This is a genomic window from Paenibacillus aurantiacus, assembly GCF_042431225.1.
Lineage (GTDB): Bacteria > Bacillota > Bacilli > Paenibacillales > Paenibacillaceae > Paenibacillus_Z > Paenibacillus_Z aurantiacus.
This window is the reverse complement of the sequence record NZ_JBHMDO010000025.1, coordinates 127,337-145,502: the sequence shown is the minus strand read 5'-3', so window position 1 is coordinate 145,502 and position 18,166 is coordinate 127,337. Positions and strand designations below refer to the sequence as shown.

Below are 18,166 nucleotides of genomic sequence, written 5' to 3'. Positions count from 1 at the left end.
GCCTGCTTACGGATAACAGATAGTTAGAAAAAAAGAGCCGTTGCCGGCTCTGTTATCGTTCATATGGGATTATTCGTGATCGAGGGCAACGCCGACGCGGACGATCATGCGGCTGAGCTCGCGTGACAAATCCACTTCATATGGCGACTGGATCGGCTGTCCGTCCTGGTCGTACAGCATCCGGATCGTCGGCCGATGGGGAACGATTGGATTAAGCTTGGCGACGATGCCCGACTCCCCGGTCCCGAGCTTCACGGTCACGCCGATCGGGTAGATCGCCACATGATCGCGGAAGCATTGCAGCATCCGCTGCTCGTATAAGGTGCCCGACCCTGCGTACAGCCCTTCCATCGCTTCGTGGGGAAGCATCGGATCGCGGTATACCCGCGTCGTCGTCATCGCGTCGTAGGAGTCGACGAGTCCGATCCACTTGGCATACTCATGGATCTGATCGCCGGCAATTCCCCTCGGATACCCGCTTCCGTCCAGCCGCTCGTGATGCTGGAACGCGCAGTGCGCCGCGAGCAGCGGTATGTTCGGTTCGTCCTTGAGGAGCAAATAGCCCCGCTCGGCATGCCGCTTCATCTCCTCGTATTCTTCCCGGCTGAGCGAACCCGGCTTCTTCAGTACGCCCATGCTGATCTGGGTTTTGCCGACGTCGTGCAGCATCGCTCCAAGACCGAGCGTCATCAATTCCTCCCGGGTGTAGCCGCTTGCGATGCCCAGCATCGTGGAGTACACGCAGACGTTCAGCGAATGTTGGAATAAATAATCGTCGACGATGCCCATGTTCATAAGCATGATAAGCGCGTCCTGCTGGTCGAGCAGATCGTCAAGCACCAGGTTCATGACATCGCGGAAAGGCTTGGATATGTAAGGATAAGGTCCGTTCTTATTGGCGCCGTTCATCAGACTTTGGAATTGCTTGCGAATCACGCCGAGCGCCTTGCTTCGCGTCTCGTCGCTAATCATATCCGGCACGTGCAAATCGGCTGTTCTTGGATCTTCGATATAGACGAAATGAACGCCATGATCCGATAAACGGTCGATCAGTTTCGCGGTCAGTTCCACATGCTCCGCCAGCAGAACGAGTCCTTCTTCGGAATAAATTTTCTTCGCCAGCCTCATGCCGGGCGCGCATTGGGTGATCGATATTAGACGCATCGGATTTATCGGCCTTCCTTTATCTTTCCCTGTAGGAAATTCGACATATTTCGTCGCCATGTCGTAATGTTAATGTAAGGGATATTGTAAAAAAGAGCAAGATGTTAGCAGAGTTTGTCGATAATTTTTCGCTTTCTCGACTACATCACGAAGAGCCAGAACAAGGCGGCGAGGACAAAGCGATAGATGGCGAAATGCTTGAGCTTGATGCGCTGGATGTAACGAAGAAAGACCACGATGACTAGCCAGGCGACGAGGAAGGAAACGATGAAGCCAACGAGAAAAAACGGCAAATTGTCGCCTTGTATGAGCTTGTAATTCTCCAGCAGCTCATAACCGGTCGCCGCCGCCATAATCGGTATCGCCATAATGAAGGAGAAATCGGCGGCGGCTCGGTAGGAGGCGCCGACAAGCATCCCGCCCGCGATCGTGGAACCCGAACGGGAATAGCCGGGCCAGAGCGAGAGACATTGCAGTAAGCCGATGAGGAAAGCTTGCTTATAGGAAAGGTCGTCTATCGTCTCAGAGACGGTCGCGATCTTGCCGCGTTCGACGAGCCGCTCCGCCGCCCACATGTAGATGCCGCCGACGACGAGCGCGAATAGGACGGGGAGCTGATTGAAGCCGTCCCCTTTAATGAGGTCGCGAAGCATGAACGCCAGCAGCATAGGCGGTACAATGCCAAGCGCGATATGGATTAGATTCAGCCGGCGCGAAGGTCTTCTCCCCGCAGCGGACAGCTTGCCGATCACTTCGGTTCGGCGGGATAAGCCGAGCAGATTGGCGATGCGGGCGCGATAGACGATCGCCATCGCCAAAATCGCGGCCAGCTGAATGATAATTTCGAACGTAATGATGCGTTGATCGCCCGGCGCATAGCCGAGCAGCTTGTTCGTCAAGATCATGTGGCCGGAGGAGGAGACGGGCAGAAACTCCGTCAGCCCTTCCACGATGGCCAATATAACCGCGTTGATCAGCTCTCCCATAAGCGCTTAAGACCCACTCCTTTGCGAGATTGACTCAAAGAGCGTCCGAATCGGTCGTCCACCTCGGCCGCAGGCAGTCCAACAGCGCTTCCTCGCGCTGCAATTGGAACGCCAGCACGCCGCGAATAAATTCGGGCAAGTAATAACGCACCTCGGTCCCGAGTTTGATGGATTCGTAGCCCGCCCCGAACGTGAACATGTCGATCGTGCCTACCGTGTAGTCGCGTTCAAGGTCGAACGGTCGCCCGTCGCTCAGCGTCATCCGCGTTATTTTGCTGCCTTCCGGCGCTGATGGATCCCACTGGATGTCGAGTCCATCCACGGCCAGCGTGCCGAGGACGAATCCGCGAAAACCAAACCCTTTGATCGGTTTGTCGATGAACTCGGGCAGCAGCGATTCCTCTAGCGCGCGCAAGAGCGCCCTTCCGCCTAGTCTCATTCGACACGGGTTGATCGGCGACGGGCACAAGGCATGTATTTGCCCTTCGGTTACCTCGCCGGCCGGCAGTCCGCCCAAGAGCTGGCCCGCGTTGACAAGCCCGATCTCCGCCCCGGTCCAGCGGCGCAAGCCGTACGCGAGCAGATTGGCAAGCGGCGATTCCTGATCCGCGCGCGCGGGCAGCGGCTCATGCAGCTCCGCCACGACGCGGCCAAGCTGACGCTTGCCTGACGCCAAATAACGTTCTGTTACCGCGGCGGCCGGCGCATATTCCGCAAGCGCCAGTACTGGCACGCATTCCGCGTGGATGACCGGCTTGCTCGTGCTGGAATTAAGCGACACTTCAACCCGTCCCACATACTCGCCGAACTTCCCTGCCGCGCATACGTATGTATCCCCGTACACCTCCGGCTGTTCGAGCAGGTGATGGGTGTGGGCGCCTAGAATAAGATCGATGCCTTCCAGTTCTACCGCGATTCTGCGGTCATACAGAATGCCCAAATGCGACAGCAAAACAATGACGTCAGCTTGCGGCCGCAGCGCTCGCACTTGCTCGCGGATCGCGTCCATCGGCTCCTCGACATCCCAATCCAGCAGCCGGTAGAACTCCGTGTATGCCGCCGTCGCTCCGATCAGTCCGAAACGGATGCCGCCCTTCGTTACAATGGCGCTCGCCTCCATCCAGGGAGGGCGCTGCGTCTCTCCCCGGCGCTTCAAATTCGCGCAAATCGTTAGGAAGGACGTGCCCACGCCATAGACGCGATCCAACTGGTCCGCCGTTAACGTCAGTCCTTCGTTATTGCCAAGCGTGATGGCATCGTACCCGGCAGCACGCAGCAGCTCGACATTCGCCTCCCCATCGCTGCCTTCCGTTTCAAGGCGCGCCCGGTCCATATGATCGCCGATATCTAGCGCCAGCACATGTTCTTCACCGTACTGAAGGCGGGTTTGATGGATATAGGATGCAATCTTCGCGGCGTTCTCGAGCCGGCTGTGAATATCGTTGCTATGCAGCAGAACGACCGCGGAATGGGTAGGATTCGTTTCGTTCATGCCAGCCTCCGTACGTGAATGTTATCGTTTCTTCAGCATCTCCTGCGGCGAAAACGTGTTTTTGAAGCCATAGGAAGCTTCATCCTGGTCATGCTCCAGATGCAGAAACCGGCAGACGACGACGCTCTTCACGTTCAGGCACTCGCTTGATCCGTTGGGGGCATAGAGGCGAATCGGTCCGCCCTTGACAAGCGGCTTGCCTTCCTGCGCGTATTGGAACGCCGCATTCCCCAGCTGCGCCCAAGGAATCTGCGCTTCGAACGTATCGGCTGCTTCCACCTTCATATGCGTCGGATGCGGATCGTCCTCCGTCAGTCCTTGTTCCCTGCGCCAAGCTTCGTACCATGCGGCAAAATCGAACGCCTCGCCCACGCCGCCCTCGACGCGTTCCCGCAACGGGAACGTGCCGCCGGCCAGCTTGGCCATCTCCTCCGGCGTGGTAAGCACCGCCTTGCCCCCTTCATGCTCGATCCGAATGCGTTGTTCCGTCATGCGCTGCTCTCCTCTCCCTGCTTCCCGGCACCGCGATGCTCGGTTGCGCGCCGGGCGGTGAAACCTTCTATCTTCCCGTTCGCCGGTTACCCGCCAATTTGGGACATCCGTCTTGCGGTAGGCTCGTGGCTCAGCTCCTGATTCGCGAGCTTCGCCGCCATCTCATGGTTGAGCGGCTTCAAGTCCAGCGCGCGCATGAACAGCGCATGCATCGCCTCTGGGTCGCCCAGCGCCGGCTTCACGTTCAACTCGTCGATCCAATACAAGCACGGCTTCAGCCCGCCGTCCGAGGTCAGCCGCAGACGATTGCAGTTCGTGCAGAAGTGATCGCTGATCGGATGAATGAGTCCGAACGATCCAGCCCCTCCCTCGATCAAGTAATCTTCCGACGGGCCGTTGCCCTTCATATCGCTCTTGGGGCTTACCGCGAATCCGGCTTCCTCCGCGATCTCCAGCACGCGCGAGAGCGGCAGGTAGTGCTGTCTCCACCCCTCGTCGGCATGTCCGATCGGCATGTATTCGATAAAGCGGACGTGCAGCGGCTGCTCCACGCTCATGCGCAAGAAGGAGAGGATTTCGTCCTCGTTCACGCCCTTGAGCAGCACGCAGTTCAGTTTAATCGGCGAGAAACCAACACGCGCGGCAGCTTCAATGCCGTCCATGACGCGTTTCAAATCGCCCCGGCGGGCAATGAATTTGAACCGGGTCGGGTCGAGCGTATCCAGACTGATGTTCACCCGGTTGACGCCGGCATCGCGAAGCGCCTGCGCCTGTTGAGCCAGCAGCACGCCATTGGTCGTCAGTGATATATCCTGGATGCCGTCGATGGCGGACAGCCTGGCGATCAAGCTGCTCAGATTAGGCCGGACGAGCGGTTCACCGCCCGTTATCCGCAGCTTCGTGATGCCCAGTTTGGCTGCGGTCTCGACCACCTCCACGATGGCATCGTAACTAAGCAAGTCCGAAGAAGGGGCGAATTCGACGCCCTCCTCGGGCATGCAGTATAGGCAACGCAAATTGCAGCGGTCGGTAACGGAGATGCGCAAATAGTCATGCACCCGTCCAAAACGATCGGTCAAAGTTTGCACGGCGGCACTCTCCTTTCATTAGGTCCTCCTAGCATAACATTTTTGCAGTGATTATGGTATGCTAGATGAACATGAAACCAACGGTAATGAGAGGTTTTCTACCATGACGATCGAATGGAAATTGCAGCTGTTTGCCGGACTAGCCGACCGGTTCGGCGCGCCGGCTATCACCCTTGCGCTGGAAGAAGAGCAATTGGCGGTCCACCAGTTTAAAGCCGCGCTGGCACGGCGGTACCCGGAACATGACGCGCTGATCGGGATATCGTTCGTCGCCTGCAACCAAGCCTATGCGGCAGATGGACAAATCATTCGGGCAACCGACGAGCTTGCCCTGCTCCCGCCCGTCTCTGGCGGCGAAGAGACGCCATCGGATACCGAAGCTCAATCCGACGCGCCGCGTTACGTCATCACCTTTGACCCGCTCTCCGTCGAGGCGGTCACGAATTCGGTCATCGCGCCTGGCAACGGCGCGACGCTTACGTTCACGGGGACGACGAGAGAGTGGACGCACGGCGTGCGTACCGTACGCCTCGAGTATGAAGCTTACGTGCCCATGGCGCTGAAGACGCTCGAACAGATCGGCGACGAGATCGCCGAGCGCTGGCCGGGCACGCTGTCAGCCATCGCGCACCGTCTCGGCGTTGTCGACATCGCCGAGATCAGCGTCGTGATCGCCGTCTCCTCCCCGCATCGCGATACGTGTTATGAAGCAAGCCGTTACGCGATTGAGCGGCTGAAGCAGATCGTGCCGATCTGGAAACGCGAGATCTGGGAAGACGGGTCCGAATGGAAAGGCCATCAGCTTGGCCCATGGGATCCGACGGCTTCGCTCTGACCCTGCCCTTCCAACATGCGCTAATGCACCAACCCTTATTCGCAATATAGAGGAGACAATCACGCATGACCGATCACCAACTCCCGTCCGTCGGACTGCCAAGCCCTGAGCAGCGCTATGCCCGCCAGATTCGTTATGCACCGATCGGTACGGACGGCCAAGCACAGCTCTCCGCCAGCCGGGCGGCCATCGTCGGGCTCGGCGCGCTTGGCTCCGTCGCCGCGCAGCATCTCGTCCGATCGGGCGTCGGTTACGTCCGCCTCATTGACCGCGATGTGCTGGAGTGGAGCAACTTGCAGCGCCAGGTGCTCTACATGGAGGAAGACGTCGCGCGCATGCTGCCCAAGGCGGAAGCGGCGGCCGTCCGGCTTCGCGCCGCGAACAGTTCCGTCGTGCTTGAGCCTGTTATCGCCGACGTCACCGCCATGAACGCGGAAGCGCTGCTCGGCGATGTCGATGTGATCATCGATGCTTCCGACAACTTCTCGGTTCGTTACCTTATCAATGATGTCAGTCTCAAACACGGCATTCCGTGGATCTACGGCGGCGTCGTCGGCGCGACCGGGATGACGATGAATTTCCATCCCGGCCAGACGCCTTGTTTCCGCTGCTTGTTCCCGGCGCCGCCAGCCACAGGTGCCGTCGATACATGCGATACGGCCGGCGTCATCGCGCCAGCCGTCGACGTCGTCGCTTCGCTGCAGGCGGCCGAAGCGTTGAAGCTGCTGAGCGGCAATCGCGCCGCGATGCGCGGCACGCTGCTGCAGCTCGATCTTTGGTACCACCAGTGGATGCCGCTTCAGGTCGGCGGCTCACGCCGGGACGACTGCCCGGCATGCGCGCATCATCAGTATGACTATCTCGACCAGCGTCATGCCGAACCCGCCGCTGCCGCATTGTGCGGACGCGCAACGGTCCAGATTACGCCGGCTGACGGAGCGCAGCCCGTCTCCTTGAGCGAACTCGAGAAGCGGCTTGCCCGTATCGGCGAAGTGGAGCGAAATCCGTTCCTGCTCCGCTATCGGCGGGACGACGAACTCGTCGTGGTCGTATTCACAGATGGACGCGCGCTTATCCAAGGTACGGAAGATCCGCTCGTCGCCAGACGCGTCTACGCAGAGTTGTTCGGCGTCTAGGACGGTCGCGTCAACTATGTTTGTACGCAAAAAAAACTCCGGTTCGCCGCTTCGCGGTAACCGGAGTTTTTGGTATATTGGGGCTGATCTTAACCGATCGAGCCTTCCATTTCGAACTTGATTAGACGGTTCATCTCAACCGCGTATTCCATCGGCAGCTCTTTCGTGAACGGCTCGATGAAGCCCATGACGATCATTTGCGTCGCTTCGTTCTCTGTCAGACCGCGGCTCATCAGGTAGAAGAGCTGGTCCTCGGATACTTTGGAGACGGTCGCTTCATGCTCGAGCGTAATGTTGTCGTTCATGATTTCGTTGTACGGAATCGTGTCGGACGTCGATTGGTTGTCGAGGATGAGCGTGTCGCACTTGATGTTCGCCTTGGAGCCTTCGGAGTTGCGGCCGAAGGAAGCCAGACCGCGGTACGTTACTTTACCGCCGTGCTTACTAATCGACTTGGAGACGATCGTCGACGTCGTGTCCGGCGCCAGGTGGATCATCTTCGCGCCCGCGTCTTGGTGCTGGCCTTTGCCTGCTACCGCGATCGACAGAACCATGCCTTTCGCGCCGCGGCCTTTAAGCACGACCGCCGGGTATTTCATCGTCAGCTTGGAGCCGATGTTGCCGTCGACCCACTCCATCGTCGCGTTCTCTTCCGCAACCGCGCGCTTCGTCACGAGGTTGTAGATGTTCGGCGCCCAGTTCTGGATCGTCGTGTAACGCACGCGCGCGTTCTTCTTGCAGATGATCTCAACGACGGCGCTGTGCAGCGAGTTCGTGCTGTATACAGGAGCTGTACAGCCTTCAACATAGTGCACGAAGCTGTCTTCGTCCGCAATGATGAGCGTGCGCTCGAATTGGCCCATGTTCTCGGAGTTGATGCGGAAGTAAGCTTGAAGCGGAATTTCGCACTTCACGCCCTTCGGAACGTAGATGAAGCTGCCGCCCGACCATACCGCGCTGTTGAGCGCCGCGAACTTATTGTCCGCCGGAGGAATGATCGTGCCGAAATATTCTTTGAAGATCTCCGGATGCTCGCGAAGCGCCGTGTCCGTGTCCATGAACAGCACGCCTTGCTTCTCCAGATCTTCCTGCATGTTGTGGTAGACGACCTCGGATTCGTACTGAGCCGATACGCCGGCGAGGAACTTCTGCTCCGCTTCCGGAATGCCGAGCTTATCGAACGTCTCTTTGATCTCTTGCGGTACTTCTTCCCACGTCTTGCCTTGCTTCTCGGACGGCTTGACGTAGTACTGGATATCGTTGAAATCCAGGTCGTCGAGCTCGCCGCCCCAACGAGGCATCGGCATTTTGAAGAACTGTTCCAACGATTTGAGACGGAATTCCAACATCCATTCCGGCTCGCCTTTCATTTCGGAAATCGTGCGGACGATCTCAGGCGTCAATCCTTTACCGGATTGGAATATCGCTTTGTGCTCGTCGCGAAAGCCATATTTATACTCTTCCATTTCTGGCATGCTTTTAGCCATGGGTAAGCCTCCCTTTGGTTGATGCGCGCATCTCGTGCACGGTTACGATTGTTGTTCGACGCCCTTGCGGAGCGCATTCCAGGCGAGCGTGGCACATTTGATGCGCGCCGGGAATTTGCTGACGCCCGACAACGCCTCAATATCTTCGTTCTCGTCGAATTCGACGTCCTCGCCTTTGATGAAGGCAGAGAACTTCTCCGCCATCGCGAGCGCTTCGGCCGGCGTCCGGCCCTTGACCGCTTCGGTCATCATCGAGGCCGATGACATGCTGATCGAGCAGCCTTCGCCGGTGAACTTGGCCTGCTTCACGACGCCGTCCTCGACCTGCAGCTGAAGCTGAATGCGGTCGCCGCAGGTCGGGTTGTTCAAATTGATCGTAACGGCGTCTTCTTCTAGCGTTCCGCGGTTGCGCGGGTTTTTGTAATGATCCATAATGACGCGGCGGTATAAATCATCCAATTGCATAACCGAAGAACTCCTTTGCGTGCCCGAGGGCGTCCACAAGCCGATCAACGTCCTCTTCGGTATTGTAGATATAAAAGCTTGCGCGCGCCGTGGCCGATACGTTCAGCCAACGCATAAGCGGCTGCGCGCAGTGGTGACCGGCGCGAATCGCGACGCCGCGCGTATCGAGCACGGTAGCCACGTCGTGCGGATGAACATCGTCCAGGTTGAACGTGATCAGTCCCGCGCGGTCGTGGGCAGGTCCGTAAATCGTAATGCCGTCAATCTCGCTCATCCGCTTATACGCGTAAGCCGTCAGCGCATGCTCGTGACGCTCGATCTCGTCCATGCCGATCTCCTGAAGGAAATCGATGGCCGCCCCCAGGCCGACGGCGCCTGCGATGATCGGCGTGCCGCCTTCGAATTTGTACGGAAGCTCCTTCCATGTCGATTCGTACAAATCCACATGGTCGATCATCTCGCCGCCGAATTCGACCGGCTCCATCCGCTCGAGCAGCTCTTTCTTGCCATACAAAGCGCCGATGCCCGTAGGTCCGCACATTTTGTGGCCGGAGAACGCATAGAAATCACAATCGAGTTCGCGCACGTCGACCCGCTTATGCGGCGTGCTCTGCGCGCCGTCGACGACCATCTTGGCGCCGTGCTTGTGCGCGATCGCCGCGATCTCCTTCACCGGGTTGACGACGCCGAGCACGTTCGATACGTATACGACCGAGACGATCTTCGTACGGTCCGTTATCGTCGCTTCCACATCTTCAATCCGGATGGAACCATCCGGCTGAAGCGGAATATACTTAAGCGTTGCGCCGGTCGCCTTCGCCACCTGCTGCCACGGAATGAGGTTGCTATGATGCTCCATCGGCGTCAGGACGATCTCGTCGCCTTCGCCGCATACTTCCCGCGCATAGCTGCTCGCCACAATATTCAGCGCCGTCGTTGTCCCCCGGGTGAAAATGATTTCTTGCGCGCTCGCCGCATTGATGAATGCGCGAACTTTCTCGCGTGCCCCTTCGTATGCGTCCGTTGCACGAGAGCCCAGCGTATGAACGCCGCGATGCACGTTGGCGTTGTCGAGTTCGTAGTAACGTGTGACCGCATCAATGACGGAACGCGGCTTCTGGGAAGATGCCGCGCTGTCCAAATAGACGAGCCGATGCCCGTTTATATCTTGATGCAGAATCGGGAACTGTTCCCGAATCGCCTCAATGTTCATGCCTCCAGCTTCCTTTCAAGCAGGGAACGGAGCTGCTCTTGAACCGCCTCGATCGGAATTTCCTCGACGACCGGCGCCAAGAAGCCGTTGATGATCAGACGCTCCGCTTCGCGCTTCGAGATCCCGCGGGACATCAGGTAGTAGACCTGTTCCGGGTTAACCTGCCCTACGCTTGCCGCATGGCCTGCAGTTACGTCGTCTTCGTCGATCAGCAGGATCGGGTTGGCGTCGCCGCGCGATTTCGGGCTAAGCATCAGCACTTTCTCCGTTTGCTCGCCGTTCGCTTTGGTCGCGCCCTTCTCGATCTTGGTCACGCCGTTGATGATCGCCGTTGCCGCGTCCTTCATGACCGCGCGCGTCACCATCTGGCTGTCCGAACTGCGGCCAACGTGCACCGCGCCGGTCGTCAGGCTCATCTGCTGCTTGCCCGAACCGATGCTGATCACTTTGGCATCCGATGACGAACCGTTGCCGCGAAGCACGGAACGCGTGTCGGACAGCGTGTTGCCGTCGTGCAGATCGCCGACGATCCATTCGATGCGTCCGTCGTTCTCGACGATTGCGCGGCGGATCGACAGGTCGATGATGTTCTCGGCCATGTGGTGGATCGTCGCGAAACGGACATGGGCGCCCGGCTTCACGATGACTTCCACGACCGATTGCTTCACAAGCGTAGCCGCTGTGCCTTCGAAGGCGCTGCTCACATTGTCTACATACGTTACGCGGCTATTGTTGTCCGCTACGACCAGAATATGCGGCGCGAACGTCGCTTCCGCGTCGTCGCTGAACAGCAGCGCCTGAAGCGGCAGCTCGACCTCGACGTTCTTCGGCACGTACAGGAATACGCCGCCGTTCCAGATCGCCGAGTGCAGCGCCGTCAGTTTGTCTTCATCCTGCGCTACGGCCTTGAACAGATATTGTTGAACGAGATCGCCGTGCTCGCGCGCCGCCGTCTCGAGATCGGTGAAAATAACGCCTTGGCTTTGAAGTTCAGCCGACAGCTGCTTGAATACGATGCCGGAGTTGCGCTGCACGACGAAGCCCGCCGGCGATTCGCCGCTTAGGTTACGTACCGCTTCCGGCAGCTCTTCTGCCGAAGCGATCGCCGCTTGCGGCTTGTGAGCGCCGATATTCGTCAAATTCCAACGGTCGATCCGGACTTTCTCCGGCTTCGGCCATTCCAGTGTCTCCGACAGCTCCGCGCCTTGTCCACGCAGCGCCGTGAGCCATGCCGGCTCGCCTTTGCTGCGGGAAAGCGCTTCGGCCGCTTCGCGGTTAACCGGAGTCGATAGTTGTGTGCTCATTTCGATACTCCCCCTCCGCTTAAGCCTGGCCGACTGTTTCGTCCACGATGCCCAGTTCTTCTTTAACCCAATCGTAACCTTCGTTCTCCAGACGCTCAGCCAGCTCCGGACCGCCGGATTTGACGATGCGACCTTGCATCATGACGTGAACGAAGTCCGGTTTGATGTAGTTCAGCAAACGCTGGTAGTGCGTAATGATCAGGAAGCCGCGGTCCTCGGAACGCATGCTGTTCACGCCGGCTGCGACGATTTTGAGGGCGTCGATGTCAAGGCCGGAGTCGATCTCGTCAAGCACGACGATCTTCGGATCGAGCAGCAGCATTTGGAGAATCTCGTTGCGCTTCTTCTCGCCGCCGGAGAAGCCTTCGTTCAGGTAACGGTGCGCGAACTCGGGGTTCATGTCGAGTTCTTTCATCTTGCCTTCCATCTGGCGGATGAACTTGATCAGGGAGATCTCGTTGCCTTCGCCGCGGCGCGCGTTGATGGCGCTGCGCAGGAAGTCGGAATTCGTTACGCCCGTGATCTCGCTCGGATACTGCATGGCGAGGAACAGGCCTGCGCGTGCGCGCTCGTCCGTTGCCATCTCAAGCAGGTCTTCGCCGTTCAGCGAAGCCGAACCGCCGGTTACTTCATATTTCGGATGCCCCATGAGCGCGGACGCGAGCGTACTTTTGCCCGTACCGTTCGGTCCCATGATCGCATGGACTTCTCCGCCTTTAATTTCGAGGTTGATGCCTTTAAGAATTTCTTTATCTTCGATCGAAGCGGTCAGACCGTCGATCACGAACTGCGTTGCCATATTGTAATACTCCCTCCGTTAGTCGGCTGTCACACTTAATGACAATTCCTTATTAATAATTATTCTAATCTGATTCTCAGTGATTATCAATCATTATTTTATTACAAGATTTTGTCTAAAGCAACTTGACGCGCCGCCAAAGCCTGTCCACTGCGCGACTTTACAGTCCGAGCGCCGCGATCACGGCATCGCGCTCGCGCGCGAAAGCTTGATCGTCCAGCACCGGCTTCCAATCCGGCCGAAAGCCCAGCGATTCCTCCTCTAGGCTTACCCATGACTTACAGCCTGAATAAGAGGGCAGCATGGGTATCTCTAACGGCTCGTCTGCCGCGTAAACACGAAGCAGCAGCAGGTGCAGCGGCTTGCTCCGTTTCCATTTGAGCCGCTCTTCGGCGAACGCATCGGTCCAGATATGAAATTCACGAATACGGTCCAGCGCTTCCTGATCCCGTATCTCGATATCCGCCACCGCTTCGGCGTACGCGCCGACCCGCACAGTGCCCATCTCCGGATTCCAGCCGGCAAGCGCCTCCTCGATTCCGCCTCTGTATGCTTCCTTGAGCAGCTCCGGCTTCTGGTGCTCGTATGCCGGCAGCAGGTAGAAGGCGTCGCTGATCAGCTTGAAATCCCGCGTCTCCTCCGCAATGCCGCCCTTGCGAAGCACGAGGATCTGCTCGCCTTCCGTCAGCGCCTTGACCGCGACCGCCCAATCGCGCAGCGCCGCGGGCCGATTCTCTTGTTCGCCGCTCATGTTTCTCCCCCTTACGCTCGACAACAAAATGCCTTTCCATTATAGCAGAGCGGGTATTCCAACGCGAACCGATATTCGGTATACTGTTTAGCAGGTCAAACGAGAGGCGAGGCGAGTCTCGTTCCGGAGAAGCTGATTGGTTTGCGTTCACGGTCGTAAGACCGGGAATGCAGCATTCAGCGATTAACGAATACAAGATGAAGCGTGAAACTCCATACATTCTTGTATTTCGGAAAGTCCGAATCAAGGCTATCGCTAACGTCCTGGAAGCTTGTACGGAAGGCCCATACCATACCAAACCGGAGGTGGACGCAGCATGTCTGCATATCATCCCTTAACGGAGCGCGAAGCCATCGAGATCGCCCGTTCCCTAAGAAGCGTATTTCCCGATGCGCCCGACAATCTATCCTGCCGCGAGATCGGCGACGGTAATCTGAATTTGGTGTTCCACATTACGGATCCCGCCAGCGGACGGAGCGTGATTCTGAAGCAGGCGCTGCCATACGCGAAAGTTGTCGGCGAATCGTGGCCGCTGACGCTGGACCGTGCGCGAATCGAGAGCGAAGCGCTCATCCAAGAGGGCAAGCTCGCTCCAGGCCTCGTGCCGCAAGTTTACGCCTACGATGCGGAGCTCGCGCTCACTATTATGGAAGATTTAAGCGACCACGTGATTATGCGCCGCGGATTGATGGAAGGCGGACGCTATCCGAAATTCGCGGATGATATCTCGACGTTCCTGGCACGGACCTTGTTCTTCACGTCCGATTTGGGCATGAACCAGCAGGAGAAGAAACTGCGCGTCCGCGACTTTATTAACCCGGAACTGTGCAAGATAACCGAAGACCTTATTTTCGACGATCCATACACGGTATCGGCGAATAACAATTACGATGCAGCTATCGAGGACGAAGCCCAAGCACTTCGTACCGACGAGCAGCTTCAGTTCGAAGTAGCCCTGCTTCGCGAGAAGTTCCTGACGCAAGCCCAAGCGCTGCTTCACGGCGATCTACATACCGGCAGCATCTTCATCACGCCGGAGTCCACCAAAGTCATCGATCCTGAGTTCGCTTATTACGGCCCCGCCGGATTCGATATCGGCGCCGTCATCGGCAACCTGCTGCTGAACTTCGCGTCCCGCCGCGGTTGGGACAAGACTGAAGCCGAAGCAGACGATTACCGCCAATATCTCGTCACTACGATTCGAGATATCTGGACGCAATTCGAAGCCAAGTTCCGCGCATTGTGGGACGAGCATGGCGTCGACCGTCTCGCCTCCGCCAGCGCCGTATATAAAGACGATTACATGAACCGTCTGCTGCAAGACACATTCGGCTATGCGGGCGCCAAAATGGTCCGCCGCATCGTTGGTCTTGCACACGTTGCCGATATCGACCGCATCGAAGACGCTGCACGTCGCGAAGCCGCCCAGCGGCTGGCGCTTACGATCGGCAAATCGCTGATCAAAACCGGCCGGCAAGCTACCTCCATCGAACAGCTGATCGATATCGCCCTGACCGCAGCAGCGGGTGCCAAGGCATAAGAAAGGAAGTTTAACCATGACGCAATCTGCTAACACGGCGCTGCAGTCCGTAATCTGGGCCGGCGAACATCTGGACCTGCTCGACCAGCGCCTGCTGCCTGAAGAAGTTGTCTACCTCCCGCTCGTATCCGTACAGGATGTATGGGAAGCCATCCGTCATCTTAAGGTGCGCGGCGCCCCTGCCATCGGCATCGCAGCCGCTTACGGCGTCGTGCTCGGCAGCCGGGATATCGCGACGAACGCAGCCGACTGGCTGACCGCGGTCAAAGAAGCCGCCGCTCATCTGGCAACGAGCCGACCGACCGCAGTAAATCTGTTCTGGGCACTCGACCGCATGACCGCTCGCGCCGAGAGCCTCGCCGGCAGCGGGACGGATCTCGTTGCACTCAAGCAGGCGCTGCTGGACGAAGCAATCGCGATCCAGAGCGAAGACGAGGAGACGAACCGCCTTATCGGCGAGCACGCGCTCGAGCTGTTCCAAGACGGCATGGGCGTCCTGACCCACTGCAATGCGGGCGGACTTGCGACTGCCAAATACGGCACCGCGCTCGCACCGTTCTACCTGGCCAAGGAACGCGGCATGCAGTTGAAAGTATTCGCCGACGAGACGCGTCCGGTGCTCCAGGGCGCAAGACTGACCGCCTTCGAGCTTCAGCAAGCCGGCGTCGATGTCACGCTCATCTGCGACAACATGGCCGGCATGGTCATGAACAAAGGTTGGGTCAACGCCGTCATTGTCGGCACCGACCGCGTCGCGGCCAATGGCGATGTCGCCAACAAAATCGGCACATACAGCGTGGCCGTGCTCGCCAAGGCGCATGGCATTCCGTTCTACGTCGCCTGCCCGCTGTCCACGATCGACCTGAACACCGCCTCCGGCGATCTGATCCCGATCGAGGAGCGCGGCGAAGAAGAGATTACCGAAGGCTTCGGCAAGCGTACCGCGCCGAAAGGCGTGAAAGTATTCAACCCCGCCTTCGACGTGACCCCGCACGAGTATGTCACGGCGATTATCACCGAGAAAGGCGTCGTTAAGCCGCCGTTCGACGTCAATTTGAAGAAACTGTTCGATCTGTAGAGCGCGAACGTTAAAAAGGGTTGCCAGATACACGGCCGCATAAACGGCTGTCTGTCCGGCAACCCTGTTATTTCGGCTATCAACGACTTACAACATTAGTTCCAGCGCTTTCGCTCCGGTCATGCCCGTGCTGATTCCGAGTGCCGCAGCTTCGCCGGTTATCGATTCAAGCGGAGCGGCCATCAGTTCTTCCAGCGTTCGGACGCCTACCGCGCGGCCGGCAATGATTTTGCGCTCCGCGAGCCGTTCGTTGAGCAGGCCGACGTCGAGCGCGCCGCACATGATATATCCTTTATCCGTCGTCACGGCGATCAGCGTCGTCTTGGGCAGCTTCACCTCGACCCCGATTACGGTCGCCCCGTTCTCGAGTACGATTGGTACCACTCGCATCATCCGAAACCACCTCCTTTGCGGCGGTGTCACCCGCCTAGTTGGAATCATCGCTTGCTCCACTATATGCGGTATGCGGTGGTTTCGTTCGGCAAGATAAGCGCCCACTAGTACGGAAATGGCCATATAATCGAGCGTGAAGAGCCGTTATAGGATTGGCATTCAAACAGTGGTATGATAAAGGATATTCATGTCTTATGGAGGCACTATGAACCCAAACGATACCAAGACACCTGACGATCAAACTGCCTATTTGTTTAACGTGGATATTATGGTGAAGGGCGTCACGAATGCGCAAGCCATGGAGAAGCTGCTGCAATTGCTGAACGGCGGGGGAGCAGAGGATTTCCGCATTGTCACCGGCGCCAACCTGGGCATCCGGATTAGCCAAATGGAACAGCTCGCCAAACGCATCGAACAGCTCGAGCAGAAGCTTGCCCATACGACCGGCTTGCCTGTTGCCAGCACATCGCCGAAGAAGCAACCCGACCGGGCCGGGGCGCAGGATTCGGCCAAGTTAGCGAATGCGATCAATGCAGCCAAAGCCAAAGTGAACATGCAGGCACCCGAAGCCCCGACCATGACATACAGCGCGTTCTCCCAACGGATCAGCGCGATCATTGAAGAGAAGCGGCTTATCCGGCTGAAGGTGAATCGCGGCGCTGGCGTCATGCTCAGCATTCCTTGCCGCGTGCTCAGCTACGACGAGCGGGCGCAGACGATCACGGTGTACCACGTGGACGAGAAACAGGTCTATACGTTTAAGTGGACGGAAATCGAGGACTTCATCGTTTAACACGTGTATCCGCGAAAATCTGTTCGCTTATCTATCGATAAAAGAGGAGCGCCCCGCGCAGCGGACGCTCCTCTTCTTTGTTTTGATGCAGCGATCTACGCGCCTGCCGCGTTACTTCGCTTGCCCGCGCTGCTTCCAGAGCACGATAACGACGAGCGCCCACGCGGCGATGAACGAGACGCCTCCCAGCGGTGTAATCGGACCGACCCACTTGAGTTCCGTCAAGCTTAGAACGTAGAGACTGCCCGAGAACAGGAAGATGCCCAGGTGCATCAACCGGCCGGCGATCCGCAGCTTGCCTTCGCCGCCGAGCCGGTCGGCGAGCAGCCCGATGATCAACAGGCCGAGCGCATGGTACATATGATAGCGGACACCCGTCTCGAAGACGGCCAGCATGTCTTCGGAGATGCGCTCCTTCAACGTATGGGCGCCGAAGGCGCCGAGAATGACCGCAAGTCCCGCGTGGACCGCGCCGTATAACCCGAATTTGGACAACATAAACACGACTCCTTCTCTTTGCAGAAATGATTCCGTCAGGTACAATGTGGCTAGATTCCCGCACGAGGGCGCGAAGCCGCTCGCCTACATAAACAACCAAAGGGGAGAACCTGCATGTCCGATTCTTACCACCCTCAAGACCCGGTGGACGGCCCGGCGCCATTCGTTCCGGCCGATCCTCTCGCGCCCGAAGCCCCTGCCCCGAGCAAACAATCCGGGCTCGGTATCGCGTCGTTCATAATCGGCGTCGCGAGTATAGCCGGCGTCATCGTCAGCATCATTATCATCACGTCTTACATTATGAACGATCTGGGATTGAACGGCAACATGATCGAGATCGACGCAGCGGAGCTGGGGCCCCAGCTGATGCTTGGCGGCCTGCTCATGTTGGGCAGCGTGCTGCTCGCCCTGCTCGGCCTTATCCTCGGCATCGTCGGCGCCTGCATGCGCAATCGGCGCAAGGCGTTCGCGATCGTCGGCATCGTACTGAACGGTCTGCTCGTCGTCCTGGTCGGCGCGCTGTTCCTGATCGGCATCCTGAAGGGAGCAACCGCCGTCTAACTTCGGCGCTTAGCCGCCCTATCTTCCCGTCTTCCGGCCTCTTCTGACGCGTGCAGCGCATGCGTCAGAAGAGGCCGGATTTTTTGTGTAA

Annotated in this window: 19 protein-coding genes; 6 read left to right on the top strand and 13 right to left on the bottom strand. The window is 58.2% G+C overall.

Going from position 1 to position 18,166, the window contains the following annotated elements; translation table 11 throughout:
• Positions 1–69: 69 nt before the first annotated feature.
• The 5 genes from ACFFSY_RS16270 to moaA form a co-directional block, all read right to left on the bottom strand.
• A complete protein-coding gene (locus ACFFSY_RS16270) occupies positions 70–1,164 on the bottom strand; it encodes an HD-GYP domain-containing protein (RefSeq protein WP_377495834.1) in 1,095 nt (364 codons plus the stop codon).
• A gap of 140 nt (positions 1,165–1,304) precedes the next feature.
• Positions 1,305–2,150 carry an undecaprenyl-diphosphate phosphatase gene (locus ACFFSY_RS16265; RefSeq protein WP_377495832.1) on the bottom strand — a complete coding sequence of 282 codons (846 nt, stop codon included), beginning with the start codon at positions 2,148–2,150 and terminating at the stop codon, positions 1,305–1,307.
• 34 nt (positions 2,151–2,184) lie between these two features.
• Positions 2,185–3,642, bottom strand: coding sequence for a bifunctional metallophosphatase/5'-nucleotidase (locus tag ACFFSY_RS16260; protein ID WP_377495830.1), 1,458 nt, complete (start codon positions 3,640–3,642; stop codon positions 2,185–2,187).
• A 21-nt stretch (positions 3,643–3,663) separates the two neighbouring features.
• On the bottom strand, positions 3,664–4,134 hold the full coding sequence (locus ACFFSY_RS16255) for a hypothetical protein (protein WP_377495828.1): 471 nt from the start codon (positions 4,132–4,134) through the stop codon (positions 3,664–3,666).
• Between the two features lie 86 nt (positions 4,135–4,220).
• Positions 4,221–5,222 carry a GTP 3',8-cyclase MoaA gene (gene moaA, locus ACFFSY_RS16250; protein ID WP_377495826.1) on the bottom strand — a complete coding sequence of 334 codons (1,002 nt, stop codon included), beginning with the start codon at positions 5,220–5,222 and terminating at the stop codon, positions 4,221–4,223.
• Between the two features lie 103 nt (positions 5,223–5,325).
• On the opposite strand from moaA, the gene ACFFSY_RS16245 reads away from it, so the two are divergent.
• Both ACFFSY_RS16245 and ACFFSY_RS16240 read left to right on the top strand, forming a co-directional pair.
• Positions 5,326–6,057 (top strand): molybdenum cofactor biosynthesis protein, encoded by a 732-nt coding sequence (locus tag ACFFSY_RS16245; RefSeq protein WP_377495824.1) that lies wholly within the window; start codon positions 5,326–5,328, stop codon positions 6,055–6,057.
• Positions 6,058–6,122: 65 nt separating this feature from the next.
• Positions 6,123–7,193: a ThiF family adenylyltransferase gene (locus tag ACFFSY_RS16240; RefSeq protein ID WP_377495822.1), complete on the top strand. Its 1,071-nt coding sequence runs from the start codon at positions 6,123–6,125 to the stop codon at positions 7,191–7,193.
• Positions 7,194–7,282: 89 nt separating this feature from the next.
• Here ACFFSY_RS16240 and sufB read toward each other — a convergent pair whose 3' ends face one another.
• From sufB to ACFFSY_RS16210, 6 genes are all read right to left on the bottom strand, one after another.
• The gene (gene sufB, locus ACFFSY_RS16235) at positions 7,283–8,680 is read right to left on the bottom strand and encodes a Fe-S cluster assembly protein SufB (protein WP_377495820.1); all 1,398 of its coding nucleotides are present in this window, start codon (positions 8,678–8,680) and stop codon (positions 7,283–7,285) included.
• Between the two features lie 42 nt (positions 8,681–8,722).
• On the bottom strand, positions 8,723–9,145 hold the full coding sequence (gene sufU, locus ACFFSY_RS16230) for a Fe-S cluster assembly sulfur transfer protein SufU (protein WP_377495818.1): 423 nt from the start codon (positions 9,143–9,145) through the stop codon (positions 8,723–8,725).
• The gene (locus ACFFSY_RS16225; protein WP_377495816.1) at positions 9,132–10,358 is read right to left on the bottom strand and encodes a cysteine desulfurase; all 1,227 of its coding nucleotides are present in this window, start codon (positions 10,356–10,358) and stop codon (positions 9,132–9,134) included. The genes sufU and ACFFSY_RS16225 overlap by 14 nt, the downstream gene beginning before the upstream one ends.
• Positions 10,355–11,662: a Fe-S cluster assembly protein SufD gene (gene sufD / locus ACFFSY_RS16220; protein ID WP_377495814.1), complete on the bottom strand. Its 1,308-nt coding sequence runs from the start codon at positions 11,660–11,662 to the stop codon at positions 10,355–10,357. Before sufD ends, ACFFSY_RS16225 begins: the two co-directional genes overlap by 4 nt.
• Before the next feature lie 19 nt (positions 11,663–11,681).
• Complete coding sequence (gene sufC, locus ACFFSY_RS16215; RefSeq protein WP_377495812.1) at positions 11,682–12,461, bottom strand: Fe-S cluster assembly ATPase SufC; 780 nt, start codon at positions 12,459–12,461, stop codon at positions 11,682–11,684.
• A gap of 160 nt (positions 12,462–12,621) precedes the next feature.
• Positions 12,622–13,212: a DUF1802 family protein gene (locus ACFFSY_RS16210; RefSeq protein ID WP_377495810.1), complete on the bottom strand. Its 591-nt coding sequence runs from the start codon at positions 13,210–13,212 to the stop codon at positions 12,622–12,624.
• A gap of 316 nt (positions 13,213–13,528) precedes the next feature.
• Here ACFFSY_RS16210 and mtnK point away from each other — a divergent pair, with 316 nt between their 5' ends.
• On the top strand, positions 13,529–14,752 hold the full coding sequence (mtnK, locus tag ACFFSY_RS16205) for an S-methyl-5-thioribose kinase (RefSeq protein WP_377495808.1): 1,224 nt from the start codon (positions 13,529–13,531) through the stop codon (positions 14,750–14,752).
• 16 nt (positions 14,753–14,768) lie between these two features.
• Positions 14,769–15,830 (top strand): S-methyl-5-thioribose-1-phosphate isomerase, encoded by a 1,062-nt coding sequence (gene mtnA, locus ACFFSY_RS16200; protein WP_377495806.1) that lies wholly within the window; start codon positions 14,769–14,771, stop codon positions 15,828–15,830.
• 87 nt (positions 15,831–15,917) lie between these two features.
• On the opposite strand, the gene ACFFSY_RS16195 is transcribed toward mtnA, so the two are convergent.
• Positions 15,918–16,223, bottom strand: a complete 306-nt coding sequence (locus ACFFSY_RS16195; protein ID WP_377495804.1) for a YunC family protein — start codon at positions 16,221–16,223, stop codon at positions 15,918–15,920.
• A 205-nt stretch (positions 16,224–16,428) separates the two neighbouring features.
• On the opposite strand from ACFFSY_RS16195, the gene ACFFSY_RS16190 reads away from it, so the two are divergent.
• The gene (locus ACFFSY_RS16190) at positions 16,429–17,016 is read left to right on the top strand and encodes a hypothetical protein (protein ID WP_377495802.1); all 588 of its coding nucleotides are present in this window, start codon (positions 16,429–16,431) and stop codon (positions 17,014–17,016) included.
• A 111-nt stretch (positions 17,017–17,127) separates the two neighbouring features.
• Here ACFFSY_RS16190 and ACFFSY_RS16185 read toward each other — a convergent pair whose 3' ends face one another.
• On the bottom strand, positions 17,128–17,514 hold the full coding sequence (locus ACFFSY_RS16185; RefSeq protein ID WP_377495800.1) for a DUF423 domain-containing protein: 387 nt from the start codon (positions 17,512–17,514) through the stop codon (positions 17,128–17,130).
• Between the two features lie 114 nt (positions 17,515–17,628).
• Here ACFFSY_RS16185 and ACFFSY_RS16180 point away from each other — a divergent pair, with 114 nt between their 5' ends.
• Entirely contained in the window at positions 17,629–18,075 is a 447-nt protein-coding gene (locus tag ACFFSY_RS16180) for a hypothetical protein (RefSeq protein WP_377495798.1), read from the top strand.
• Positions 18,076–18,166: the final 91 nt, after the last annotated feature.

Coding starts and splice junctions, on each gene's coding strand:
- ACFFSY_RS16210 (WP_377495810.1), bottom strand. CDS start 13,212: ATGAGCGGCGAACAAGAGAATCGGCCCGCGGCGCTGCGCGATTGGGCG.
- ACFFSY_RS16185 (WP_377495800.1), bottom strand. CDS start 17,514: ATGTTGTCCAAATTCGGGTTATACGGCGCGGTCCACGCGGGACTTGCG.
- mtnA (WP_377495806.1), top strand. CDS start 14,769: ATGACGCAATCTGCTAACACGGCGCTGCAGTCCGTAATCTGGGCCGGC.
- ACFFSY_RS16265 (WP_377495832.1), bottom strand. CDS start 2,150: ATGGGAGAGCTGATCAACGCGGTTATATTGGCCATCGTGGAAGGGCTG.
- ACFFSY_RS16255 (WP_377495828.1), bottom strand. CDS start 4,134: ATGACGGAACAACGCATTCGGATCGAGCATGAAGGGGGCAAGGCGGTG.
- ACFFSY_RS16180 (WP_377495798.1), top strand. CDS start 17,629: ATGTCCGATTCTTACCACCCTCAAGACCCGGTGGACGGCCCGGCGCCA.
- sufU (WP_377495818.1), bottom strand. CDS start 9,145: ATGCAATTGGATGATTTATACCGCCGCGTCATTATGGATCATTACAAA.
- ACFFSY_RS16240 (WP_377495822.1), top strand. CDS start 6,123: ATGACCGATCACCAACTCCCGTCCGTCGGACTGCCAAGCCCTGAGCAG.
- sufB (WP_377495820.1), bottom strand. CDS start 8,680: ATGGCTAAAAGCATGCCAGAAATGGAAGAGTATAAATATGGCTTTCGC.
- ACFFSY_RS16270 (WP_377495834.1), bottom strand. CDS start 1,164: ATGCGTCTAATATCGATCACCCAATGCGCGCCCGGCATGAGGCTGGCG.
- ACFFSY_RS16260 (WP_377495830.1), bottom strand. CDS start 3,642: ATGAACGAAACGAATCCTACCCATTCCGCGGTCGTTCTGCTGCATAGC.
- mtnK (WP_377495808.1), top strand. CDS start 13,529: ATGTCTGCATATCATCCCTTAACGGAGCGCGAAGCCATCGAGATCGCC.
- ACFFSY_RS16245 (WP_377495824.1), top strand. CDS start 5,326: ATGACGATCGAATGGAAATTGCAGCTGTTTGCCGGACTAGCCGACCGG.
- sufC (WP_377495812.1), bottom strand. CDS start 12,461: ATGGCAACGCAGTTCGTGATCGACGGTCTGACCGCTTCGATCGAAGAT.
- ACFFSY_RS16225 (WP_377495816.1), bottom strand. CDS start 10,358: ATGAACATTGAGGCGATTCGGGAACAGTTCCCGATTCTGCATCAAGAT.
- sufD (WP_377495814.1), bottom strand. CDS start 11,662: ATGAGCACACAACTATCGACTCCGGTTAACCGCGAAGCGGCCGAAGCG.
- ACFFSY_RS16195 (WP_377495804.1), bottom strand. CDS start 16,223: ATGATGCGAGTGGTACCAATCGTACTCGAGAACGGGGCGACCGTAATC.
- ACFFSY_RS16190 (WP_377495802.1), top strand. CDS start 16,429: ATGAACCCAAACGATACCAAGACACCTGACGATCAAACTGCCTATTTG.